Genomic DNA, 21,396 nt, shown 5'->3' with positions numbered 1-21,396 from the left:
TGCCACATCAGACGTCTGGCAACTGCCCGTGAATGTTTATCGCCGGGCCACCCCCGCCACCCCCGGAGAATCCTTCCGGGGTCCACTCCAGTTCGAAGTCAACGGGCAGATCCCCGTGCTCTGCGAAGTGCCCGGCCTCCTGCTCCGCCCACATGTCCCACCACGGTTCGTAGTCGGCGTCCCGGGCGAGAGCCCGGGCCCTACGGACGGTGACGGGGGCACTGAGGCGGACAGTGAGGACGTCGCCAAGCAGTCCCGCAGCGGCCACCGACGCCTCGGTGATCGCCCCCACTCCCTCGATGAGGAGCGAATCCCCCGGGTCCAGAAACACCCGGTCGGCAGGAACGGAGTTCTCCCAGTCCCAGCGGCGATAGCCGGGCCGGGTGGGGTGCAGGACATCGTCGACGACCATGCGGGAGGCGGCCGCAAGCCCCGACCAGCCCGGGTAGAAGTCGTCGAGGTGCACCACGGGGATCCCGGTGCGACGGGAGACGGCCTCGGCGAAGGTGGTCTTGCCGGCACCGGAGGGGCCGTCGACGAGGACGGTGAGGCGGGTCATGCCACCCCCAGGAAACGGAAGGAGCCGACGGCGACGGCGATGCCGATCGACGCGACGGACACCACCAGGCACACGGCCATGACGATCCAGTCGCGCGCGGACAGGCTCGACTCGCGCGCCCAGGTTCGGCCGTGCTCGGCGACGCGGTTGAAGCCGCGGGCCTCCATGGCGGTGGCGAGCTTGGCTCCCCGGCGCAGCGACAGGACGAGCAGGCCGAAGGCGAGGGTGAGGAAGTAGCGGATCCGGCCCTGGTCGGCGATCCCCCGGGCCCGGCGCGCGCGACGCATGGAGTCGAGGTCGTCGCGGAACAGCGACACCAGGCGGGCGGCGGCCACGGCGCCGAGGACGAAACGTTCAGGCAGGCGCAGGACCTGGGCCAGGCCGTCGCCGAGGTCGGTGGGGTCCACGTCCGCGGACAGGACGATGACGGGCAGGCCGACGGCGAGGACACGGACGAAGATCGCCGCGGCCAGCTGGAGGGAGTTGTCGGTGACGTGGGCGAAGAGGAACTGGGCGTAGGTTTCCCCCTCCGGTCGGCCGTAGAGGGCCATGGGGATGGCGGCCAGCGGCGCGGCGAGCAGGATGGGCCAGCCGCGGCGCAGCAGCCGGCCCCAGCTGACGCCGCAGAAGGGGGCGACGAGGACGGTGAAGGCCAGGGCCACCCCGGCGGAGACGACGTCGACCGACAGCAGCAGCGGGGTGGTCAGCAGGATGAGCCCGAGGATGCGGGTGACGGGGTTGATGTCGCGCAGGAGGTTCACCGGATCACCACCTCATGATCGCCGAGGGCGTGGCGGTAGGCCTCGTCGTGGGTGATGGACAGGACCGTCACCCCGTCGGCGGTGAGCTGCCGGACCAGGCCGACCAGTTCGGTGAAGGTGCCGGGGTCCTGGCCGAAGGTCGGTTCGTCGAGGACCACCAGTGTCGGCGCGTTGACCAGGGCGGTGGCCACGGACAGGCGGCGTTTCTCCCCGCCGGAGAGGGTGAAGGGGTTGGCCTCGGCGAGATGCGCCAGCCGCAGGCGGGTCATGAGCTCGTCGATCCGATCCGGGTCACCTCCGGACACCGCCATCTCCTCGCCGACCGTCCGGGCGACGAACTGGTGCTCGGGGTCCTGGAAGACGTAGCCGATGCGGTCGGCCAGCTGCCGGGAGGTCCAGGCGTGGGGCGCCTTCCGCAGTCCCTGGCGCAGGTCCTCGGCGTAGTGCAGTCGACCGCCCTCCGGGGGCAGGAGTCCGGCCAGGGTCAGAGCCAGGGTGGACTTGCCGGCGCCGTTGGGCCCGGTGAGCACGGTCGAGCATCCGGCGGGCAGGTCCAGGGTCCGGGGTGGGCCCCAGATGGTCTGCAGCTCACGGGCCTCGACCAGGGAACGCGTCCCGGCGGGGACGCCGGGGGCGGCGGGCAGCACCGGCAGCGACGGCAGGTCGTCGGCGGTGGTCTCCACAAGGCGGGCACTGCCCCCGCCACCGGAGCCACCGGCCGTGCCGGCCGTGCCGGTCGTGCCGGACTCCAGGCGCAGGAACCGGTCCATCATCGCCCGCCACAGGTGCGGGCGGTGTTCCACGACGATGAGGGCGGCTCCGGTCTCGGCCACCACGGCCTCGACGGCCTCGACGATCTCGGTCTGTCCGGCCGGGTCGAGGTTGGCGGTGGGCTCGTCGAGGAGGATGAGTTCGGCACCCATGGCGATGACGCCGGCCAGCGCCAGCCGCTGCTTCTGCCCGCCGGAGAGGTACCGGGTGGGATGGTCGAGCGGCAGGTCCAGTCCGACCAGATCGAGGGCGCGGCGGACCCGGGGCCAGATCTCGTCGCGGGGGACACGGAGGTTCTCGCAGCCGAAGGCGACGTCGTCGCCGATGCGGGAGGAGATGACCTGGGAGTCGGGGTCCTGCAGGACCATGCCGACGGTGCCGCGGACGGTGAGGGTGCCGGCCTGGTCGCCGTCCTCCTCGTCACCGAGCAAGCCGGCCAGGGCGGCCAGCAGGGTGGACTTGCCTGCCCCGGAGTCGCCGGTGAGCAGGATCCGCTCGCCGCGCCGGACGGTGAGGTCGATGCCGGACAGTGCCGGGTGGATGCGGGAGGCGTGCCGCCAGCCGAGGCCGCGGGCCTCGACGAGCGGAGCCATCACACGCGCTTTCGGCCGGCGGCGAAACGGTCGAGGGCACCGGTCGCGGCCAGTGCCCTGACCAGCCAGTGACCGAGCAGGCCGGCGAGGATCGCGCTGGAGATGACCAGGCAGGTGAGGTAGATGGAGTTGAAGGTCAGCGACTTGGCCAGGTTGGCGCTGGTGAACAGCTCGAGGATGAACGCCCCCACGGCCGCGCCGACGCCGGCGAGCATGGCCACCGGGAGGGTGAAGCGGCGGTAGCCGAAGGCGGCGAAGACGAGCTCGGCGCCGAGGCCCTGGGCCAGGCCGGAGTACATCGTCTCGATCCCCCACTGGTTACCCAGCAGGGCGGAGACGATCGCGGCGAGCAGTTCGACGAACAGGGCGGCGCCCGGTTTGCGGATCACCAGCCCGCCGAGGACGCCGCCGATGAGCCAGATCCCCACGGCGAGGCCGCCGAAGCCGGGGGTGAGTGCGTCCATGGCGGTGAACCAGGCATAGCCGATGGAGTTCCACAGCCAGAAGATGAGGCCGCAGGCCACACCCAGGACGGAGGCGATGATGATGTCGATGACGCGCCAGGAGGCGCGCGAGGAATCAGTGGTCACAGTATGTCTCCCTAGCGCCGGTACTAACCGGATCAGGTTCGACGGTTCGCCGTGGACGGCGTCTCAGCCCGGAGTTTCACCGGGCACCCGTGGTGTCAATGTGCGCCGGTCAGTCTAGCCCACCCGCAGCAGGGGTGGATCTCGGGCCCACCCATCGGGTGCCCGGCTCTCCCCCGGCGCGTTTCCACTCCACCTCGATGCTCTCCGCCCCGAAGCCCTCGGCCAGCTCCACCACCCCGGTGCCCACCATGGCCTCGAGCTGGTTGACGTCGTCGGCGGCGCACTCCAGATGGAGCAGGAGGATCCCGTCGCCGGCGATCATGTCCACCTCGGCGTCGTGGCCCCAGGTGAACATGAGGTGGCCGCGGCCCAGGTCGTCGTCCCAGTCGGTGTGGGCGGCGTGCGCGAAGCGGGCGGCCAGTGACCTGGCGTACCGCCCTGGCTTCTCGCAGCGGACGCGGGCGGTGGCGGAGGCGGTCATGCCACTCAGGCTACCCCAGGGGTGTCTGCTCTCCGCGCTGTTCCAGCACCGTCAGCAGGAGATCGTGCAGGCGGGTGTCCACGCCCACAGCATCGCCCATCCGGCAGACCGCACCCACCTGAGCGTCGAGCTCGGTCTCCCCCGCCGGGGCTCCGGAGACCAGGTCGCGGTGCATGGAGCTGGTGGCCATAGCGGGCATGCGGTCGGCGAAGGCGAGGGTGTCGGCCACCGCGGTGGGTTCCAGCGGGACGCCGTGGGCCAGGGCGGTGTGGTGGATCTCCGTCATCATCGCGGCCAGCGAGTCCCGGTAACGGGTGCGCAACTGACCCAGCGGTGCCCCGGTCAGTGCCCCGAGGGCGCCGGTGGAGACGACGAACATGGCCTTGGCCCACACACCGACGAAGATGTCGTCCCGGATCACCGCCTCCACCCCGGCCGCGGTCAAGGCCGCGCCGAACTCGTCCACCCGTGGATCGTCGCTGCCGTCCCAGGTGCCGTAGGTGTAGGAGATGGGGCCGCCGTGGAACTCGACCGCACCGGGACCGGTGTGGTGGAAGTAGCCGCGCACGACGCCGGGCCAGGTGCGTTCCGTGCCCACGACGTCGGCGACCAGTTGCGGCACCTCGACCGAGTTCTGGGTCACCGCCACGGGTACGCCCTCCCCCAGCCCGGCGAGCATCCCCGTCAGGTCCGTCTCCGTGGTCGCCTTGACGGCGAGCAGCACCAGGTCGACCTCGCCTGCCTCGGACAGGGCAGGGACGGCCGGAACGGGGACGGGCGGGGCATCGTTGAGGGTGATGCCCCGGTCGCGCAGGACGGTGAGGGTCTCGCCGCGGGCGATGAACACGACGTCGTGTCCCGTCTCCACGAGGCGTCCGCCGAACCAGCCGCCGACCGCGCCGGCTCCGATGATCGCGATTCTCATGTCGGCCAAGTCTAGGTGCGCACACCTACCGCCGGGCGTAGTATTTCACTGTTCAGTACGACCCCCTGCTCCCCCCCAGCACCCGTCCAACGAAAGGTTCCGCCATGGCCGGTGGCCTCATTGCCCTGCTTGACGACGTCGCCCTCATCGCCCGGAGCGCCGCCGCCAGCATCGACGACGTCGCCGCGGCCGCCGGCAAGACGTCCATGAAGGCGGCCGGCGTCGTCGTGGATGACGCTGCGGTGACCCCCCGGTACGTCGCGGGCGTGAACCCGACCCGGGAGCTGCCGATGATCTGGCGGATCACCAAGGGCTCGTTGTTCAACAAGCTCGTCATCATCCTGCCGATCGCGCTGCTGCTGTCGTGGATCGCCCCGTGGGCGCTCACCCCGATCCTCATGGTCGGCGGTACGTACCTGTGCTTCGAGGGTGCGGAGAAGATCCTGCACAAGGTCCTGCCCCACGACGGCCACGCGGAGGAGAAGACGCCGGTCAAGGACCAGGTCAACGCCAAGGAGGCGGAGGACAAGCTGGTCAAGGGTGCCATCACCACGGACCTCATCCTGTCGGCGGAGATCATGGTCATCTCGCTCAACGAGATCGCCGATCAGCCGATGCTCTTCCGCGCAGCCGTCCTCGTCGTCGTGGCCATCGGCATCACCGCCCTGGTCTACGGTGCCGTCGCCCTGCTGGTGAAGATGGATGACGTCGGCCTGCACATGGTGGAGACCGGCAGGGGTGAGGCCTTCGGCCGCGGCCTGGTCGCCGCCATGCCGAAGATCCTCACCGCCATCTCCGTCATCGGCACCTTCGCCATGCTGTGGGTCGGTGGCCACATCATCGTCGTCGGTCTCGAGGAGTTCGGGATCACCTGGCCGTACGACTTCATCCACGGCCTCGAGGTCGCGGCCGGCGGCGGGTTCCTCGGGTGGCTCGTCAACACCTTCTTCTCCCTCATCGTCGGACTCATCTGGGGTGTCATCGTCGCCGGCATCGTCATGGGCGTGAAGAAGATGACCGGCCGCAAGGCCGTCGACTCGGTCCACCACGAGCAGTAGGATCACGGGCGTGCTCGCCCGGATCCTGCTCCTCACCGTCCTCGGCGGCATCATTGCCGGGCTCATCGGTGGGGCGCTGGCCTGGCTCATCCACCGGATCCAGCTCCTGGCCGGCGGGCTCGAGGTCATCCACCCCGTCGTCGCGGCGGGGCTCGGCGGTGTGCTCGCCGGCGCCGGCTGGTGGCTGCTGCGCCGGCACGGCCCGGTCCGCGGGGTCGAGGACACCCTGCTCACCGATGACCGGCTGCCGTTGCGCCGCACCGTCGCGGATGCCCTGCTGCAGATCCTGGCCGTCGGGTCCGGCGTGTCCCTCGGCCGGGAGCAGGCGCCCCGCCAGGCGTCGGCCGCCGTCCTCGACGCCCTGGCCCGCCGGTTCACCGTGCCGGTGGAGGCCCGCCGGCTGCTCATCGGCGCGGCCGCCGGCGCGGGCCTGGCCGCGGTGTACAACGTCCCGCTGGCCGGCCTGCTCTTCGCCGTGGAGGTCCTGCCCGGTCGGCGGACCTGGCGCTCGGTGGCGGTGGCCGCCCTCATGTCCGCGATCGCGACGGTCACCGCCTGGCTCATCATGGGCATCCGCCCGATCTACCGGTTTCCCGAGGTCGCCTTCGACGTGACCACCCTCGCCTGGCTCGCGGCCGCCGTTCCCCTCACGGTTGTCGCAGGCCGTGGGTTCCTCGCCCTCGTCGGTCTCGTCCAGCGCCACGGGGTGTCGTCCCCGGCGTGGCTGCCGCTGACCGTCGGAGTGGCCACCGCCGGTGTCGTCGCGGTCTCCTTCGTCCTGCCCGGGGTCACCGGCAACGGCGAGCTCATCGTCCGCACCGCCTTCGACGCGGACTCCCCCGCCTGGGTCTTTCTCGCCCTGCTGGTGGCCAAGCCGTTGCTCACCGCGTTCTCCCTCGGTTCGGGCGCGGTGGGTGGCACGCTCACCCCGGCACTCGCCGTCGGTGCCGCCCTCGGCGGGCTGGTGGGTGTGCTGGTCGGGGTGGACCCCGGGCTGGTGGCCGTCTTCGCCCTCATCGGTGCCGCCGGGGTGCTGGCGGTCATGCAGCAGTCGCCGCTGTTCGCGGCGGTCATCGCCTGGGAGCTGACGTGGGCGCCGTGGTGGACGCTGCCGCTGCTCGTCGTGGTGGCGGTCGCCGCCTACGGTGTCGACCGGTGGGTCAGGTCAGCAGCAGCAGGGAGACAGCCATGACCGCCATACCGGCGATGAGGCCGTAGACGGCGGTGTGGTGGCGGCCGGTGGCCTGCGCGGTGGGCAGCAGCTCGTCGAGGCAGATGAACACCATGACGCCGGCGACGGCCGCGAACGCGATACCCAGGGCCACCGGGCCGAGCAGCGGCATGAACAGCAGGAAGCCGATGAGCGCGCCCGCGGGCTCCGCCAGGCCGGTGAGCAGGGACCATCCGAACGCCTTCGTCCGCGATCCGGTGGCCTCCCGGATGGGTACGGCCACGGCCACGCCCTCGGGGATGTTGTGGATGGCGATGGCGATCGCCACGGCCACGGCCACCTGCGGGTCCTCCAGCCCGGCGATGAAGGTGGCGAAGCCCTCGGGGAAGTTGTGGATGGCGATGGCCACCGCGGTGAACGCGCCCATCTTCATCAGCCGCAGCCGCTGGGCGTCCAGGTACGGATCGGCGCCGATGCCGCGTTCGTGCGGGTTGATGGGCCCCGGCACCAGGCGGTCGATCACCGCGATGACGGCGATGCCGAAGAAGAAGGAGCCCACCGCGCCCCACGCGCCGAGCTGCTCACCCCACACCGCCGTGAGTTCCTCGAATCCCTTGGGCAGGATCTCCAGGAAGGAGACGTAGAGCATGACGCCGGCGGAAAAGCCCAGCGCTCCGGCCATGAATCGGTCACCGGGGTTGCGCTTGGCCACCGCGATGGCGCCGCCGATACCCGTGGACAGACCGGCGAACACGGTCAGCCCGAGGGCGAAGAGCACCGTGGACAGGTCGTACATGGAGGATCAGTCTACGTCGGCGGTGTTCTCCACCGGCGACGGCTCCGGTGCGGCGCACCCGTCGGGTCCGCACACGAGGGTCTCGTCCTGCCCGGCCAGCTGGACCAGGTGGGGAAAGGGCGGGTTCACAGGGGTCATGCCACCAGTTCTACACCGCGTATCCTCGACGGTTATGCAGCAGCACCACTTCGAGATCAAGGTCCCCGGCGGCAAACTCGTCGTCGCGGACGTCACCACCGAGCAGGACACCATCACCGCGGCGCAGATCTCCGGTGACTTCTTCCTGGAGCCGGATGAGGCGTACGGGAGTATCGGACCGGCGCTGACGGGGGCGTCGATACGCGAGACCACGCTGGATCTGCAGCAGCGTATCGACGCCGCCCTCTCCCGCCACGAGGACCTCGCCCTCCACGGCTTCAGCACCCACGACGTCGCCGTCGCGGTCAAACGCGCCGTGTCCGGCGCGACCGACTTCACCGACCACGCCTGGGAGATCATCCACCCCGGTCCCCTGCCCACCCCGGTCAATGTCGCCCTCGACGAGGTCCTGCTCAACCAGGTCGCCGCCGGACAGCGCGGCCCGACGCTGCGGTTCTGGGAGTGGGAGGACAGGGCGACCGTCATCGGCTCCTACCAGTCCTACGTCAACGAGGTGGACCCGGCGGGCGTCGAGAAGCACGGCATCACCGTCGTCCGCCGGATCTCCGGCGGCGGGGCGATGTTCATGGAGGGCGGCAACTGCGTGACCTACTCCCTCTACGTCCCCGAGTCCATGGTCGCCGGCCTCAGCTACGAGGCCTCCTACGAGTACCTCGACCAGTGGGTGCTCGCCGCCCTGCGGAAGCAGGGCGTCAACGCCTGGTACGAACCCATCAACGACATCACCTCCGACGGCGGCAAGATCGGCGGCGCCGCCCAGAAACGCCGCCGCGGTGCCGTCCTGCACCACGCGACGATGAGCTACGACATCGACGCCGACAAGATGACCGACGTCCTGCGCGTGGGCAAGGTCAAGCTCGCCTCCAAGGGCCTGCGCTCGGCGAAGAAACGCGTCGACCCGCTGCGCCGCCAGACCGGCTCCACCCGCGAGGAGATCATCGACACGATGATCGCCGAATTCACCGCCCGCTACGGCGCCACCCCCGCCCAGCTGGACGACGCCGACCTCGACGCCGCCCACACCCTGGTCACCGAGAAATTCGGCACGGAAGAATGGACCCACCTTGTCCCCTGACTCAACCCCGCGGGCCGACGCCCACGACGTCATCCGGGTCACCGGCGCCCACGAGAACAACCTCAAGGGCATCTCGGTGGAGATTCCCAAACGCCGGCTGACCGTCTTCACCGGCGTGTCCGGCTCCGGCAAGTCCTCCCTGGTCTTCGGCACCATCGCCGCCGAATCCCAGCGGCTGATCAACGAGACCTACTCCACCTTCGTCCAGGGCTTCATGCCGACCCTGGCCCGACCAGACGTCGACCACCTCGAAGGCATCACCACCGCCATCATCGTCGACCAGGAACCGATGGGCGCGAACTCGCGGTCCACCGTGGGCACCGCCACCGACGCCACCGCGATGCTGCGCATCCTCTACTCGCGGATCGCCGAGCCCAACGCCGGCGGCCCCGGCGCGTACTCCTTCAACGTCCCCTCCTTCTCCGCCTCAGGTGCCATCAGCGTCGGCGGCGGGAAGAAGGAACGGACGGACTTCAAGCGCACCGGCGGGCAGTGCCCCACCTGTGAGGGCATGGGCCGGGTCTCCGACATCGACATGTCCTCGCTCATCGACGAGTCCCTCTCCCTCAACGACGGCGCCATCCTCGTCCCCGGCTACAAGGTCGGCGGGTGGGTGTGGAAGACCTTCGCCGAATCCGGCCTCTACCCGGCGGACACACCGGTACGGGACTTCACGGAAAAACAGCGCCAACTCCTGCTGCACGAGGAGTCGAAGAAGATCACGTTCAACGGCTTCAACTACACCTACGAGGGCCTGGTCGTCCGGGTGAAGAAGTCCATCCTTTCCAAGGACCGCGACTCCATGCAGAAGGCCATCGGCGAATTCGTCGACCGGGCCGTCACCTTCATCCCCTGCCCCGAATGCGGCGGCACCCGGCTGGCTCGGCACGCGCTGGAGTCCCGGATCAGCGGGAAGAACATCGCGGAACTGTGTGCGATGGAGATCCTCGACCTCGCGGAGTGGATGGCAGGGGTCGACGCCCCCTCCGTCGCTCCCCTGGTCGGCGCGATCCGGCAGACCCTGCAGCACTTCGTCGAGATCGGCCTGGGCTATCTCACCCTCGACCGCCCCGCCGGCACCCTGTCCGGAGGTGAGGCGCAGCGCACCAAGATGATCCGCCACCTCGGCTCCGCACTCACGGACGTGACCTACGTCTTCGACGAACCCACCGCCGGCCTGCACCCGCACGACATCCAGCGGATGAACAACCTCCTGCTGGAGCTGCGGGACAAGGGCAACACCGTGCTCGTCGTCGAGCACAAGCCGGAGATCATCGCCATCGCCGACCACGTCATCGACCTCGGCCCGCACGCCGGCCGCGCCGGTGGCGAGATCCAGTTCGAGGGCACCGTCGACGGACTGCGCGCCTCCGACACCCTCACCGGTCGCCACCTCGACGACCGGGTGCGGGTCAAGGACTCCGTCCGCCCGGCGAACGGTGCCATCGAGATCCGTGGCGCGACCCGTAACAATCTCCGCGACGTCGACGTGGACATCCCCCTCGGCGTCCTCACCGCCGTCACGGGTGTCGCGGGATCGGGCAAGTCCTCCCTCATCGCCTCGCTGCCGCCACGCAGCGACATGGTCGTCGTCGACCAGGCTCCCATCCGTGGTTCCCGACGCTCCAACCCGGCCACCTACACCGGGGCGCTGGAACCGATCCGCAAGGCCTTCGCCAAGGCCAACGACGTCAAGCCCGCCCTGTTCTCCCCCAACTCCGAGGGCGCGTGCCCGAACTGCAAGGGAGCGGGCGTGGTCTACGTCGATCTGGGCATCATGTCCGGTATCGACCTGCCCTGCGAGGTGTGCGAGGGCCGACGTTTCGACGAAGCCGTCCTCGACTACCACTTCGGCGGGAAGGACATCGCCGAGGTCCTGCAGATGCCGGCGTCCGAGGCGGCGGAGTTCTTCGCGTCCGCTGAGTCGAAGGTCCCGGCAGCCGCGAAGATCTGCGCCCGGCTCACGGACGTCGGCCTGGGCTACATCACCCTCGGCCAGCCGCTGACCACCTTGTCCGGCGGTGAGCGCCAGCGTCTCAAGCTGGCCACCCACATGGCGGAGAAAAACGAGGTGTTCATCCTCGACGAGCCGACCACCGGCCTGCACCTGGCGGATGTCGAGACGCTGCTGGGGCTGCTCGACCGACTCGTCGACGCCGGCAAAACCGTCGTGTGTATCGAACACCACCTGGCGGTGGTGGTGCACTCGGACCACGTCATCGACGTCGGCCCGGGTGCCGGCTCGGACGGCGGCGAGATCACCTTCACCGGTTCCCCGGCGGAGATGATCGCCGACGCCTCGACCCTGACGGGCCGCTACCTCAGTGAGTACGTCGCGGGGTAGGTTCCTCCGGTTCGGTCTCCTCGACGATCCGGACCGCCGACTCCGCATCATCGTCGGAGTGCTGCTTCACGTACTCGTCGAGAGCGGCGGCGACCACTGCCGGGTTCACCGGGACGAGGGCGCCGTCCTCGTCGGGGATGTGGTGGACCGGGCCGATCGGCTCGGGCGACGGGGCCTCCTCGTTGCGTTCCCACGCCTCCGGGGTGTGGGCGGGCTCCCACTGGCGGGTGATGGTGGGGGTTCTGGCACCGAGGTCGTTGCGGAGAGCGACACCCAGGCTGAACATCATGATGAAGCCCATGATGAAGAACGGCAGGCCGACGACGATGATCGTCTGCTGCAGGGCCGAGAGGCCACCCTCGCCGGTGGCGGCCAGCAGGACCGCGGCGACGGCGCCCATGAGCACCGCCCAGATGACCTTCTGGTGGGTCGGAGCGGTGGCCGGCTCCTTGCCGGAGGCGATCATGTCGGTGACCATCGCGGCAGAGTCGACCGAGGTGGTGAAGAAGAGCACCACGATGACGATGGACAGCCCGGACAGGAACGTCGCCCCCGGGTAGTTGGAGAGGAACTCGAACAGGGCTCCCGGAATGTCACCGTCGACGGCGACGGCCTGGACCAGGCCGCCCTCGGTGCGCTCGATGTTGAAGGCGGAGGTGCCGAAGGCGCCGAACCAGATGAGGGAGAACGCGACCGGCAGACCCAGGACGCCGACGACGAACTCACGGATGGTGCGGCCGCGGCTGATGCGCGCGATGAAGATGCCCACGAACGGCGACCACGTGATCGTCCACGCCCAGTAGAAGACCGTCCAGGTGTTTTGCCACGTCTCGTTGTCCGGCGAGTTGGGGACGGTGTTGTTCCAGAACGCCAGCTCCGGAAGGGCACCCAGGTAGATGCCGATCGACTCGATGGTGCCCTTGAGCACGAGGACGGTGGGGCCGGCGAGGATGACGATGATGAGCAGGCCGATGGCCAGGTAGATGTTGACGTTCGACAGCACCTTGATGCCGCGGTCCAGGCCCAGGGCGACGGAGATGCAGGCGACGGTGGTCACGGCGACGATGATGATGACCTGCACCGTGGGGGACACGGTGACTTCGAAAAGCTCGGCGAGGCCGGCGTTGATCTGCAGCGTGCCCAGGCCCACGGACGTGGCGACGCCGAAGATCGTGCCGATGAGCGCCACGATGTCGATGGTCTTGCCGATCGGGCCGTAGACGCGGGCACCGAGCAGCGGCGAGAAGATCGAGCTCACCCGCGGGGGCATCTTGCGCTTGTAGATGAAGTAGGCGAAGCACAGCGCCGGCAGGGCGAAGATCGTCCACGTGTGCAGGCCGAAGTGGTAGTGGGTCAGGGCGATCGCCTGCCGGGCGGCCTCCGTGGACCCCGGATCGGTGTCCCCCATCGGCGGGTTGGCGAAGTGGGAGATCGGCTCGGCCACGCCCCAGAACATGAGGATGGTGCCGATGCCGGCGGCGAAGAGCATGGCGAACCAGGCCATCGTGGAGTACTCGGGGCGTTCGTCATCACCGCCGAGGCGGACGTGGCCCGACCGGCCGAAGGCGACGAAGATGAGGAAGATGAGGAACACCGTGACGCCGAGCACGTAGAACCAGCCGAGGTTGGACAGGATCCAGTCGGACGCGGAGCCGAACACGTCACTGACCCAGTCGCCGAAGAAGATGGTGACCACCACGAAGGCCAGGACGATTCCGACGGTGAGGAAGTACACCGGCGGATCCGTCCGCAGCCGCAGCGATCGCGCGAGTCTGTCGAACACGGAAGTCTCCTTAGACACAGGTGGGAATAGGGGGCAACCGTCTGAACGTATCCCGACGCGGTGTCGGCTTCTACCACTTTCCCCCGGTCGTGGGCGGGCGCGACGGGCTGATCGGGCGGGCTGATCCTGGGCCTCACCTGCGCAGAGTCTGAGCACACGGGACATGATCACAATTTCCTCACAACCCGCCTGGCGGGCACCGGACAGGGCTGCCGGCGGCGACTGCGTCAGCAGCCGCCGACTTCGCCGGCAACGGCAACCATGCAGGTCACGGGGACTGTCCTTGTCAGAAAAAGTGACCCGTGCCACTGTGGGCGGGACAGGCAACACCCCATCATCGAGGAGGTACCCCATGAAGCTCCCATGGCTCAAGTCCGCACTCGAGAACAATGACGGTCCGTTCCTGTCCGTCTACCTCGACACCACCCGCACCGACCCCACCACCGCGTCCGAACTGGAGGCCAGGTGGAAGAAGTTCCGTGACCAGGCAGCCGGCGCCGGCGCACCGGACGGTCTGCTCGCCGACATCGAGGAATCGATGTTCCGCCAGCACTCCATCGGTGGCCGCCACGGCCGGGCAGTGCTGGCCACCGGTGACCGGATCATCCTGGACCGGGTGCTCCCGGTCCCGCCGCAGCAGGAGTGCATCGAGTGGGGTGATCACCCCGTCCTCCTGCCCCTGCTCCAGCTGACACCCCACGCGGTCAGCCAGCTGCTCATCGAGGTCGACCGGGCCGGCGCCGACCTCCACCTCCGCGCGCCGGAGGACCCGGATCTCAGCCGCCACACCAACGGCGGCGGGGAGAACACCACCGTCGAAGGCGGCCACGACGAACTGCACAAGGCCCGCGCCACCGGTGCCGACTCCGGCCGCGGCTGGCGGTCGGACAACTTCGAGGCCCGGGTGGAGGACTCCTGGGAGCGCAACGCCGAGGCGGTGGCCACCCAGGTGAACAAGCTGGTCATGGAACGTAAACCGCATGTCGTCTTCCTCACCGGTGACGTCCGGGCCGAGGGGCTACTCAAGGCGGAGCTGCGCAACGAGGTCCGTGAACGCATCGTGGAACTGTCCGGCGGCACCCGTGGCCAGAGCATGGAACGCGAGTCCTTCCGGGAGGAACTGGCCCGCGCCCTGGCCGAGTACGTCGCCGGAGTCCAGGAATCCACGGCCGAGAAGTTCCGGGAGACCCAGGGCCGGGACGCGGGATCCGTCGCCGGCCCGGGTGCCGTGTCGGAGGTCCTCGAACGGGGACAGGCTGACGAGGTCATCTTCAACCCCGGTCGCGAACCGAAGAACATCGAGGAGCTGCTCTACCAGGCGGTTCTCACCGACGCCGGGGTCTACGCCCTCGACAGCGAGGTCCTCGCCCTGCCCGACGGGGTCGCGGCGTTCCTACGCTGGGACGATGACACCACCCCGTCGAACTCCATCGCCAGCATGTCCGGTGACGGGGCGCGACAGTAATCACTGCCCGCGCCTATCGGCTGGCGTCGACTACCGCCCGGCGTTGACCTCGGCCAGCGCCGCCTCGAACGCGGCCGTGGCGGCGTCACCGAAGGGGACGAACACCACCTCATCGACGACGCCGCCGACCTCGTCCGCCATGGATGCCGCTGTGGTCACCGCGATGCGGGCCGCGTCATCCATCGACCAGCCGTAAATTCCCGCGGAGATCGCCGGGAAGGCCACCGTGCGGGCGCCGATCTCGTGCGCCACCCGCAGGGATTCCCGGTAGCAGGACGCGAGGGTGTCCGAGCGGTCCTCCTTCTTCGCGTGGACCGGGCCGACGGTGTGGATGACCCATCTCGCGGGCAGCTTCCCCGCCGTGGTGGCCACCGCCTGACCGGCGGGCAGCCCCTCCGGCAGCGTGGTCTCCCGCAGGCGGCGGCACTCGGCGAGGATCTCCCCGCCTCCCCTGCGCTGGATCGCGCCGTCCACTCCGCCGCCCCCGAGCAGGCGGGAGTTCGCGGCGTTGACCACGGCGTCCACGTGGATCGTGGTGATGTCTCCGGGTTCGATGCGTAGGTCCATGCTGCGAACGTAGGCATCGCTCTCCCCGGGGGCAATGAATGCGTTGCCGATTATATGTATTGTGGGGAATACCAGAGCCGAGCAGGCCCGGAAGGGTTCCGCCCACGAACACCGCGACAGAGGAGTCTTTCCCCGCCAGTTCGCCATCACTCACGATGACCACTGGAATGACCCCTGACGTCAGAAGGAGACACCTCATGCGACACCTCACCCGCACCGCCCTCGCCGCACTGGGCGCCACCGCCCTGGTCACCGTGAGCGCCTGCGCAACCGATGACGCCGACACCACCACCGACACCGCCACTGACGCAGAGACTGACACCGCAACGGCGGCCGACACCGCAGCCACCACCGACCCCACCGAGGCGGTGTCCGAGACCACCACCGCGGCCGCCGACGGCCCCTCCGCCACCCTCACCGACGCGGACGGCACCGAACTGGGCACCGTCCAGTTCACCGAGGCCGACGGCACCGACTCCGCCGTCGAGGTGACCGCGTCCCTGAGCGGCATGGAGCCCGGCTTCTATGGCTTCCATCTCCACGGCGCCGGCGTGTGCGAGACCGACTCCGCCGCCCCGGACGGCCCTGCCGACACCGGTGACTTCCTCTCCGCCGGCGGGCACCTCGGCAGCGACGAGGCGGATCACCCGGATCACGCCGGTGATCTTCCGCAGCTACTGGTCCAGAACTCCGGCGACGCGTCCCTGTCCTTCACCACCGACCGCATCACCCTGGCGGATCTTAAGGACGAGGACGGCACCGCGGTGATCATCCACGCCGACCCGGACAACTACGCCCACATCCCGGAGCGCTACGCCGCCGACGGCCCGGACGAGGACACCACCGGGGCCGGCGACGCCGGTGACCGCCTCGCCTGCGGCGTCATCGGGCGCTGATGATGGAACGGACCATTCTCCTCACCGGTGCCACCGGTGGCCTGGGCCGCGGTCTCGCGCAGGCACTCAGCCAGGAGCCCGGTCGGCTGATCCTCCACGGCCGTGACCCGGAGAAACTCGGCGAACTCCATGCCGAGCTGGCCGGCGCCGAGGCCGAGATCGATCTCGTCGTGGCGGACCTGTCGGACCGGGCGCAGGTCCTGGAACTGGCCGAGGAGATCCACGCCCTCACCGACCGCCTGGACGTGCTGGTCAACAACGCCGGCATCGGCCAGGGTCGGGGTAACGTCCGCGAGGTCTCCGCCGACGGCAGCGAACTGCGGCTGGCGGTCAACCACCTCGCGCCGTTCACTCTCTCCCTGCTCCTGCTGCCGCTGCTCAAGGCGGCGGCACCGGGGAAGATCGTCAACGTCGCCTCAGCGGCCCAGCACCCGCTCGACCTCCGTGACCTGCACCTCAAGCAGGGCTACACCGGATCCCGCGCGTACGCCCAGTCGAAGCTGGCGATGATCGCCACGGGGTTCCATCTCGCCCAGCGGGTTCCGGCGGACCAGGTCACCGTCAACAGCCTCCACCCCGCGACCCTCATGCCCACCGCGATGGTGAAGGAGGGGTGGGGGTACACCGTCGATGACCTGGCCACCGGAGTCGCGGCGACGATGCACCTGATCACCCACGATGTGGGCACCGGGAAGTACTTCACCGGCACCACCGAAGCCCACGCCCTGCCCGAGGCCTATGACCCGGACCTGCGGGCGGAGCTGTGGGAGGCCAGCGTGGAGCTGGCGGGGACTGGGGACAGCGACTGACCGGGTGGCCTGACTAGGCTGTCAGTCATGGCCGTTCCCACCTATCCCCTCGCCCGCCCTCCGGCGGGTCTGGACGTCCATGTCCTGCCGGTCGAGCGCGTCAACCAGGCCATCCTCTTCTCCCAGCTGCGGACCGCCGAACTCATCGAGCCGGACGGCACGCTCATCGACGTCGCCCTCGTCCCCGATCTGGCCGACGGTGGTTGGCGTATCCGGTGGGGGTACGGCACGATCGGCTCCCTGCCCGCCGAGGCCCGGCAGGCCTACCCGGGCATCGATCACGTCACCGCCTCCCATCAGCAGGCCGGCACCTGTGCCCGGGTCTGCGTCGACCGGGAGGCCGGCCGCCTCGTGGTCACCATCGAACTTCCCGACCCGGCGCTCATCCTGCCGCGCAACCAGCTACCCGGCCACCGCGTCCTCCCCCAGGGCGAACCCGTGCTTGTCGACGCCGCCGAACCCGACGGCCAGTACCTGGTCACCGTCTCCGGCGCAGACGTGCTTCTCGACGACCGCGTCATCGCCACCCTCTCCCCCGCCGACGCCGGGCGCGTCCTGGGCCGCACCGCCGGCGTGGACCGGCCCGCCGTGCGCCTGTTCTCCCTCGGCGAAACAGCGTTCCTCGATCTCGGTCCGGGTGACCCGGTGACCCTGCCGGAACTGCCACCGCTCCCGGAACCCGAGCCCGAGGTCACCCCCGGCGCCTGGGCCGTGACGATGCCCGCAGAGGAGCTCGCCGAACCCGCGCCCGCCGGCTCGACTCCCCTTCCCGGTCCGCCCCCAGTTCCTGTGATTGACTGAACTCGATTGCCACGTCGCAGTCAGATCCCCGCCGCGCGGGCGATCTCCCCGTATGACTCGGCGAGGTCGGCGAGCCGGTAGTGCGCGTTGAGCCCGCTGGGGTTCGGGGCGACGAACAGCTCGATGCCCGGCCAGGGGGATTCCTGCCGTCCGACCTTGGCTTTCCGGTCGTGGAAGGCGGTCCGGTAGGCGCCGACACCGAGGACAGCGACGACCCGGGGGTGATGCTCGCGCACGAGGGCGTCGAGGCGGGCACGGCCCGCGATGAGGTCGGCGTCGTCAAGCTCGTCGGCCCGGGCGGTGGCGACGGGAACCAGGTTGGTGATGCCGATGCCCCGGTCGGTGAGCTGGCGGAGGTCAGCGTCGGTGAAGCCGGCGGCGGCGTTAATACGCGTGTCCGTGATGCCGGCCTCGTACAACGCCGGGTAGAAGCGGTTGCCGGGGCGGGAGAAGTGCGCGCCAGCGGCGATGGTCCACAGGGACGGATTGATGCCCACGAACAGCAGGTTCAGCGGGTCCGGCAGCAGGTCGGGCAGGCTACGGCCGCGGCAGGCCTCCAGCTCGTCACGGGTGAAACCCATCAGCGGACCTTCCGGTGTCCGCCGTCGAGGCGCCGGGTCTTCCCCTGGGAGTCGAGGTGCTCGAGCAGGGGGATGGCGACGCGGCGGGTGGTGTCCAGGGCCTTCCGGGCCTGGGAGGTGGTGAAGGGCTGGTCGAGTCCGCGCAGGCGGGCCAGGGCGACGGCGGGCGCGTCGGGCAGGAGGATGACGCCGGCTTCGAGGCGCAGGAGACGCCCGGCCCGTTCGGCGGCGGCGAGCTCTTTCGGCCCCAGGCCGAGGTCGCGGAGCTCGTCGGCCTCCGGGGCGTCAAAGGGGCGGGCGCGCAGCCGGGTCTCCAGGCGGGCGACCGCCGGTTCGGCCGCACCCAGGTCGACCGTCGTGCCGGGCAGGCGGAGCAGGCCGTCGGACTGCTCGAGTTTCGCGGCGGCGACGACCAGTCCGAGGAGGGAACCGTCGGGAAGGTCGAGGATACCGAGGGCGGCACCGCGGCTCAGGCCGGCAGCGAGCGGGTCGGCCTCGGCCTGGCGCTGCACGGCGGCCAGGAGGGTGTCGCGCCAGCGGCCGAGCCGGGGGACGTGGATCCACCAGTCGCGTAGCGCCACCACTCCCGTCGGGGGCGTGTCGGAGACGTCGAATCCCATGGTGAGCAGGTCACCGTGGCGGACCGCCCCGCGGCGGGCCACCTCGGCGAGCACGTCACCACCGTCCGGCGTCGCGGCGAGAGACGCTGCACGCCGGTGTCCGTCGCCGCGGCGGGTCAGCTCGGGTGGATCGACGTCGAGGATCTGCACCCCGGCGTAGACGGCCCGGTCGCCGGGCCGGCGCAGGACCAGCCGATCGCCGATGACCAGCGGCAACGACCGCCGGAGGGTGAGGCGTGCGTGGTCCTGGCCGAAGGGCCGGAAGGCGGCCTCGAGGGCGGCCGTGCCGACGTGGACGACGACCTCGGAGGGGGCCTGGGTGAACTGCTCACCGGTGACTCGGCGGACGTCGATGACGTCGACGTCCGGCCAGGCACCGGGGGTGAGCAGGGCGTCCCCGCGATGGATCTCGTCGGTGGATTCGCCGCGGAGGTTGACGGCGACCCGGTTGACGGGCCCGATGGCCCGGTGCGGGGCGTTCTGACTGTGCAGCCCGCGGACCGTGACCTCCCGGGGGCCAGAGGCACCGTGGAGAAGCAGCCGGTCGTCCACGGCCAGGGACCCGGCGGCGAGAGTGCCGGTGACCACGGTGCCGGAGCCTCGGACGGTGAAGGACCGGTCGATCCACAGGCGCACCCGGGCAGAGTCGTCCGGGGTGCCGGCGTCGGCGAGCACCTCGTCGAGGACCCGACGGAGCTCGTCGAGCCCTTCGCCGGTACGGGCGGAGACGGTGACCACGGGGGCGTTAGCAAGCGGGGTTCCAGCGAACTCGTGACGCACCCGGGCGGCCACCTCGGCGCGGTGGGATTCGTCGGCACGGTCGGCACGGGTGAGGACGATGACGCCCCGGTCGATGCCGAGGGCCTGCACGGCGTCACGGTGGTCGGTGGACTGGGCCTGCCAGCCCTCGTCGGCGGCGACGATGAAGCACACCACCGGCGACGGGCCGACGCCGGCGAGCATGTTGCCCATGAAGCGTTCGTGTCCGGGGACGTCGACAAAGGCGACATCCCGGCCGGAGGGCAGGGTGGTCCACACGAACCCGAGGTCGATGGTCAGACCGCGGCGCTTCTCCTCCTCCCAGCGGTCCGGTTCCATGCCGGTCAGCGCCGTGACCAGGGTGGATTTTCCGTGGTCGACGTGCCCTGCGGTGGCGACGACGTACATGGGCTACTCCCCCTGGGCTCTCAGGATCGCCTCGGCGACGGTGTCGTCCAGGTCGGTGGGCACGCAGCGCAGGTCCACCAGGCACGCGCCCTGGTGGACGCGCGGCAGGACGACGGGGTCACCGGTCCGCAGCCGCCCGGCCAGTGACTCCGGCAGGGACACGGCCCACCCCGGGAGCGGGACACCGGGGGCCCCTCCCCGCCGACGCGGCCGTCATGCGGCACGACGGTCCCCCCGACGCGGGCGGCCAGCGCCTCGGCACGCGCCTTCAACGCCGCGGGCTCGGCGTGCAGTGCCCGGCGGACGGGGGTGTCCCCGCCGGTCAGCGTCGCCTCGAGGGCGGCGAGGCGGAGTTTGTCGATACGCACCGCCCGCGCCAGCGGATGCATCTTCAGCCGGGCGATGACCTCCCGGCGGCCGAGCAGGATGCCGGCCTGCGGCCCGCCGAGGAGTTTGTCGCCGGAGGCGATGACCACGTCCGCGCCGGCGAGCAGCTGGGCGGAGACGTCCGGTTCCTCGGGCAGCGCCAGGTCGTGGACGAGCAGGCCGGAACCGAGATCGACGATGAGGCGGAGGCCGCGGGCGTCGGCCACCTCGCGCAGCTGCGGCACGGTGGCCTCGGCGGTGAAGCCCTCGATCCGGAAGTTGGAGGGGTGGACCTTGAGGATCGCCCGCGTCTGCTCCCCGGCGGCACGTTCGTAGTCGGCGACATGCGTCCGGTTGGTCGCCCCGACCTCCCGGAGGCGGACGTCGGCGGTCTCGATGAGCTCGGGCAGGCGGAACCCGGCGCCGATCTCGATGAGCTCACCGCGGCTGATGACTAGCTCACCGCCTTCAGCCAGCGCCGTCGTGGCCAGCAGGAGGGCGGCCGCGCCGTTGTTGACCACCAGGGCGTCCTCCGCGCCGGGGCAGGCGGCGACCAGTGCGCGGATCGCACCGGCCCCGCGGTCGCTCGAGCGCAGGCCGGTGGCCAGGTCCATCTCGACGTCGACGTAGCCGGCGGCGTCGACAAGCGCCGATGTGGCGGCCGGGGACAGTGGTGCGCGGCCGATGTTGGTGTGGATGACCACGCCGGTGGCGTTGATCACCGGGGTCAGGGACGCGACCGGGGTGCCGGCGAGGCGCGCGGTGACGCGGTCCGCGACCTCATCCGGGGTGATCTCCTCGGTGCGGGCGGCCTGCTGCGCGTCCGCGATGACACCCCGGATGACCTGGTCGGACAGGCGGCCACGGGCAGCGTCCACGGCCTCGAGCCGGAGCAGGTCGTCGGTGCGCGGGATACGTCGACGCGGGTCCACCGCTGGTCCTTTCGCCGGATACGACTGGCGGAGACGGACGAGAATCGAACTCGCCAGACCGAGATACTCGGCCTCACCGGTTTTGAAGACCGGGGCGCCCACCAGGACACGTACGCCTCCGCCGGT

Annotated in this window: 20 protein-coding genes, 1 tRNA gene, 1 pseudogene and 1 riboswitch; of the genes and pseudogenes, 8 read left to right on the top strand and 14 right to left on the bottom strand. The window is 70.3% G+C overall.

The window, feature by feature from the left end:
* Positions 1 to 7: 7 nt before the first annotated feature.
* The 6 genes from QP029_RS09045 to QP029_RS09020 form a co-directional block, all read right to left on the bottom strand.
* The gene (locus tag QP029_RS09045; protein ID WP_284873994.1) at positions 8 to 559 is read right to left on the bottom strand and encodes a nucleoside/nucleotide kinase family protein; all 552 of its coding nucleotides are present in this window, start codon (positions 557 to 559) and stop codon (positions 8 to 10) included.
* On the bottom strand, positions 556 to 1,320 hold the full coding sequence (locus QP029_RS09040; protein WP_284873993.1) for an energy-coupling factor transporter transmembrane component T family protein: 765 nt from the start codon (positions 1,318 to 1,320) through the stop codon (positions 556 to 558). The genes QP029_RS09045 and QP029_RS09040 overlap by 4 nt, the downstream gene beginning before the upstream one ends.
* Positions 1,317 to 2,684, bottom strand: coding sequence for an ABC transporter ATP-binding protein (locus QP029_RS09035; protein ID WP_284873992.1), 1,368 nt, complete (start codon positions 2,682 to 2,684; stop codon positions 1,317 to 1,319). Before QP029_RS09035 ends, QP029_RS09040 begins: the two co-directional genes overlap by 4 nt.
* A complete protein-coding gene (locus tag QP029_RS09030; protein WP_284873991.1) occupies positions 2,684 to 3,274 on the bottom strand; it encodes an ECF transporter S component in 591 nt (196 codons plus the stop codon). Before QP029_RS09030 ends, QP029_RS09035 begins: the two co-directional genes overlap by 1 nt.
* A riboswitch (TPP riboswitch) is annotated at positions 3,266 to 3,375 on the bottom strand. (Overlaps the previous gene by 9 nt.)
* Positions 3,376 to 3,383: 8 nt before the next feature.
* Positions 3,384 to 3,755: a DUF2218 domain-containing protein gene (locus QP029_RS09025; protein ID WP_284873990.1), complete on the bottom strand. Its 372-nt coding sequence runs from the start codon at positions 3,753 to 3,755 to the stop codon at positions 3,384 to 3,386.
* Positions 3,756 to 3,765: 10 nt separating this feature from the next.
* Positions 3,766 to 4,680 (bottom strand): 2-dehydropantoate 2-reductase, encoded by a 915-nt coding sequence (locus QP029_RS09020; protein WP_284873989.1) that lies wholly within the window; start codon positions 4,678 to 4,680, stop codon positions 3,766 to 3,768.
* Between the two features lie 104 nt (positions 4,681 to 4,784).
* Between QP029_RS09020 and QP029_RS09015 the strand changes: the two genes are divergently transcribed.
* Both QP029_RS09015 and QP029_RS09010 read left to right on the top strand, forming a co-directional pair.
* Positions 4,785 to 5,738: a DUF808 domain-containing protein gene (locus QP029_RS09015; RefSeq protein WP_284873988.1), complete on the top strand. Its 954-nt coding sequence runs from the start codon at positions 4,785 to 4,787 to the stop codon at positions 5,736 to 5,738.
* A 10-nt stretch (positions 5,739 to 5,748) separates the two neighbouring features.
* Positions 5,749 to 6,930: a chloride channel protein gene (locus QP029_RS09010; RefSeq protein WP_284873987.1), complete on the top strand. Its 1,182-nt coding sequence runs from the start codon at positions 5,749 to 5,751 to the stop codon at positions 6,928 to 6,930.
* Here the strand turns inward: QP029_RS09010 and zupT are convergent.
* Both zupT and QP029_RS09000 read right to left on the bottom strand, forming a co-directional pair.
* A complete protein-coding gene (gene zupT, locus QP029_RS09005; RefSeq protein ID WP_284873986.1) occupies positions 6,899 to 7,705 on the bottom strand; it encodes a zinc transporter ZupT in 807 nt (268 codons plus the stop codon). The two genes, QP029_RS09010 and zupT, sit on opposite strands and share 32 nt — an antisense overlap.
* Before the next feature lie 6 nt (positions 7,706 to 7,711).
* A complete protein-coding gene (locus tag QP029_RS09000; protein WP_284873985.1) occupies positions 7,712 to 7,843 on the bottom strand; it encodes a hypothetical protein in 132 nt (43 codons plus the stop codon).
* A gap of 34 nt (positions 7,844 to 7,877) precedes the next feature.
* Between QP029_RS09000 and lplB the strand changes: the two genes are divergently transcribed.
* Positions 7,878 to 8,939 (top strand): lipoate-protein ligase small subunit, encoded by a 1,062-nt coding sequence (gene lplB, locus QP029_RS08995; RefSeq protein WP_284873984.1) that lies wholly within the window; start codon positions 7,878 to 7,880, stop codon positions 8,937 to 8,939.
* Positions 8,929 to 11,283, top strand: a complete 2,355-nt coding sequence (locus tag QP029_RS08990; RefSeq protein ID WP_284873983.1) for an ATP-binding cassette domain-containing protein — start codon at positions 8,929 to 8,931, stop codon at positions 11,281 to 11,283. Before lplB ends, QP029_RS08990 begins: the two co-directional genes overlap by 11 nt.
* Here the strand turns inward: QP029_RS08990 and QP029_RS08985 are convergent.
* The gene (locus QP029_RS08985; protein WP_284873982.1) at positions 11,261 to 13,066 is read right to left on the bottom strand and encodes a BCCT family transporter; all 1,806 of its coding nucleotides are present in this window, start codon (positions 13,064 to 13,066) and stop codon (positions 11,261 to 11,263) included. The two genes, QP029_RS08990 and QP029_RS08985, sit on opposite strands and share 23 nt — an antisense overlap.
* A gap of 352 nt (positions 13,067 to 13,418) precedes the next feature.
* On the opposite strand from QP029_RS08985, the gene QP029_RS08980 reads away from it, so the two are divergent.
* Entirely contained in the window at positions 13,419 to 14,531 is a 1,113-nt protein-coding gene (locus QP029_RS08980) for a baeRF2 domain-containing protein (RefSeq protein WP_284873981.1), read from the top strand.
* Positions 14,532 to 14,561: 30 nt separating this feature from the next.
* Here the strand turns inward: QP029_RS08980 and QP029_RS08975 are convergent, their stop codons facing one another.
* Positions 14,562 to 15,098: an O-acetyl-ADP-ribose deacetylase gene (locus tag QP029_RS08975; RefSeq protein WP_284873980.1), complete on the bottom strand. Its 537-nt coding sequence runs from the start codon at positions 15,096 to 15,098 to the stop codon at positions 14,562 to 14,564.
* A gap of 197 nt (positions 15,099 to 15,295) precedes the next feature.
* On the opposite strand from QP029_RS08975, the gene QP029_RS08970 reads away from it, so the two are divergent.
* The 3 genes from QP029_RS08970 to QP029_RS08960 are packed head-to-tail and all read left to right on the top strand — an operon-like array spanning position 15,296 to position 17,604.
* Complete coding sequence (locus QP029_RS08970) at positions 15,296 to 15,994, top strand: superoxide dismutase family protein (protein WP_284873979.1); 699 nt, start codon at positions 15,296 to 15,298, stop codon at positions 15,992 to 15,994.
* A complete protein-coding gene (locus QP029_RS08965) occupies positions 15,994 to 16,803 on the top strand; it encodes an SDR family NAD(P)-dependent oxidoreductase (RefSeq protein WP_284873978.1) in 810 nt (269 codons plus the stop codon). The genes QP029_RS08970 and QP029_RS08965 overlap by 1 nt, the downstream gene beginning before the upstream one ends.
* A 27-nt stretch (positions 16,804 to 16,830) precedes the next feature.
* Entirely contained in the window at positions 16,831 to 17,604 is a 774-nt protein-coding gene (locus QP029_RS08960; protein ID WP_284873977.1) for a hypothetical protein, read from the top strand.
* 20 nt (positions 17,605 to 17,624) lie between these two features.
* Here QP029_RS08960 and QP029_RS08955 read toward each other — a convergent pair whose 3' ends face one another.
* The 4 genes and pseudogenes from QP029_RS08955 to QP029_RS08940 form a co-directional block, all read right to left on the bottom strand.
* Entirely contained in the window at positions 17,625 to 18,185 is a 561-nt protein-coding gene (locus QP029_RS08955; protein WP_284873976.1) for a mismatch-specific DNA-glycosylase, read from the bottom strand.
* On the bottom strand, positions 18,185 to 19,972 hold the full coding sequence (selB, locus tag QP029_RS08950) for a selenocysteine-specific translation elongation factor (RefSeq protein ID WP_284873975.1): 1,788 nt from the start codon (positions 19,970 to 19,972) through the stop codon (positions 18,185 to 18,187). The genes QP029_RS08955 and selB overlap by 1 nt, the downstream gene beginning before the upstream one ends.
* Positions 19,973 to 19,975: 3 nt before the next feature.
* Positions 19,976 to 21,270 (bottom strand): annotated as a pseudogene (selA, locus tag QP029_RS08945) (L-seryl-tRNA(Sec) selenium transferase).
* A gap of 25 nt (positions 21,271 to 21,295) precedes the next feature.
* Positions 21,296 to 21,390, bottom strand: a tRNA-Sec gene (locus tag QP029_RS08940).
* Positions 21,391 to 21,396 lie beyond the last annotated feature (6 nt).

Origin of the sequence: Corynebacterium suedekumii (genome assembly GCF_030252185.1) — a bacterium.
GTDB lineage: Bacteria > Actinomycetota > Actinomycetes > Mycobacteriales > Mycobacteriaceae > Corynebacterium > Corynebacterium suedekumii.
The sequence above is the reverse complement of the archived record's forward strand: the minus strand, read 5'-3'. Positions and strand labels throughout refer to the sequence as shown.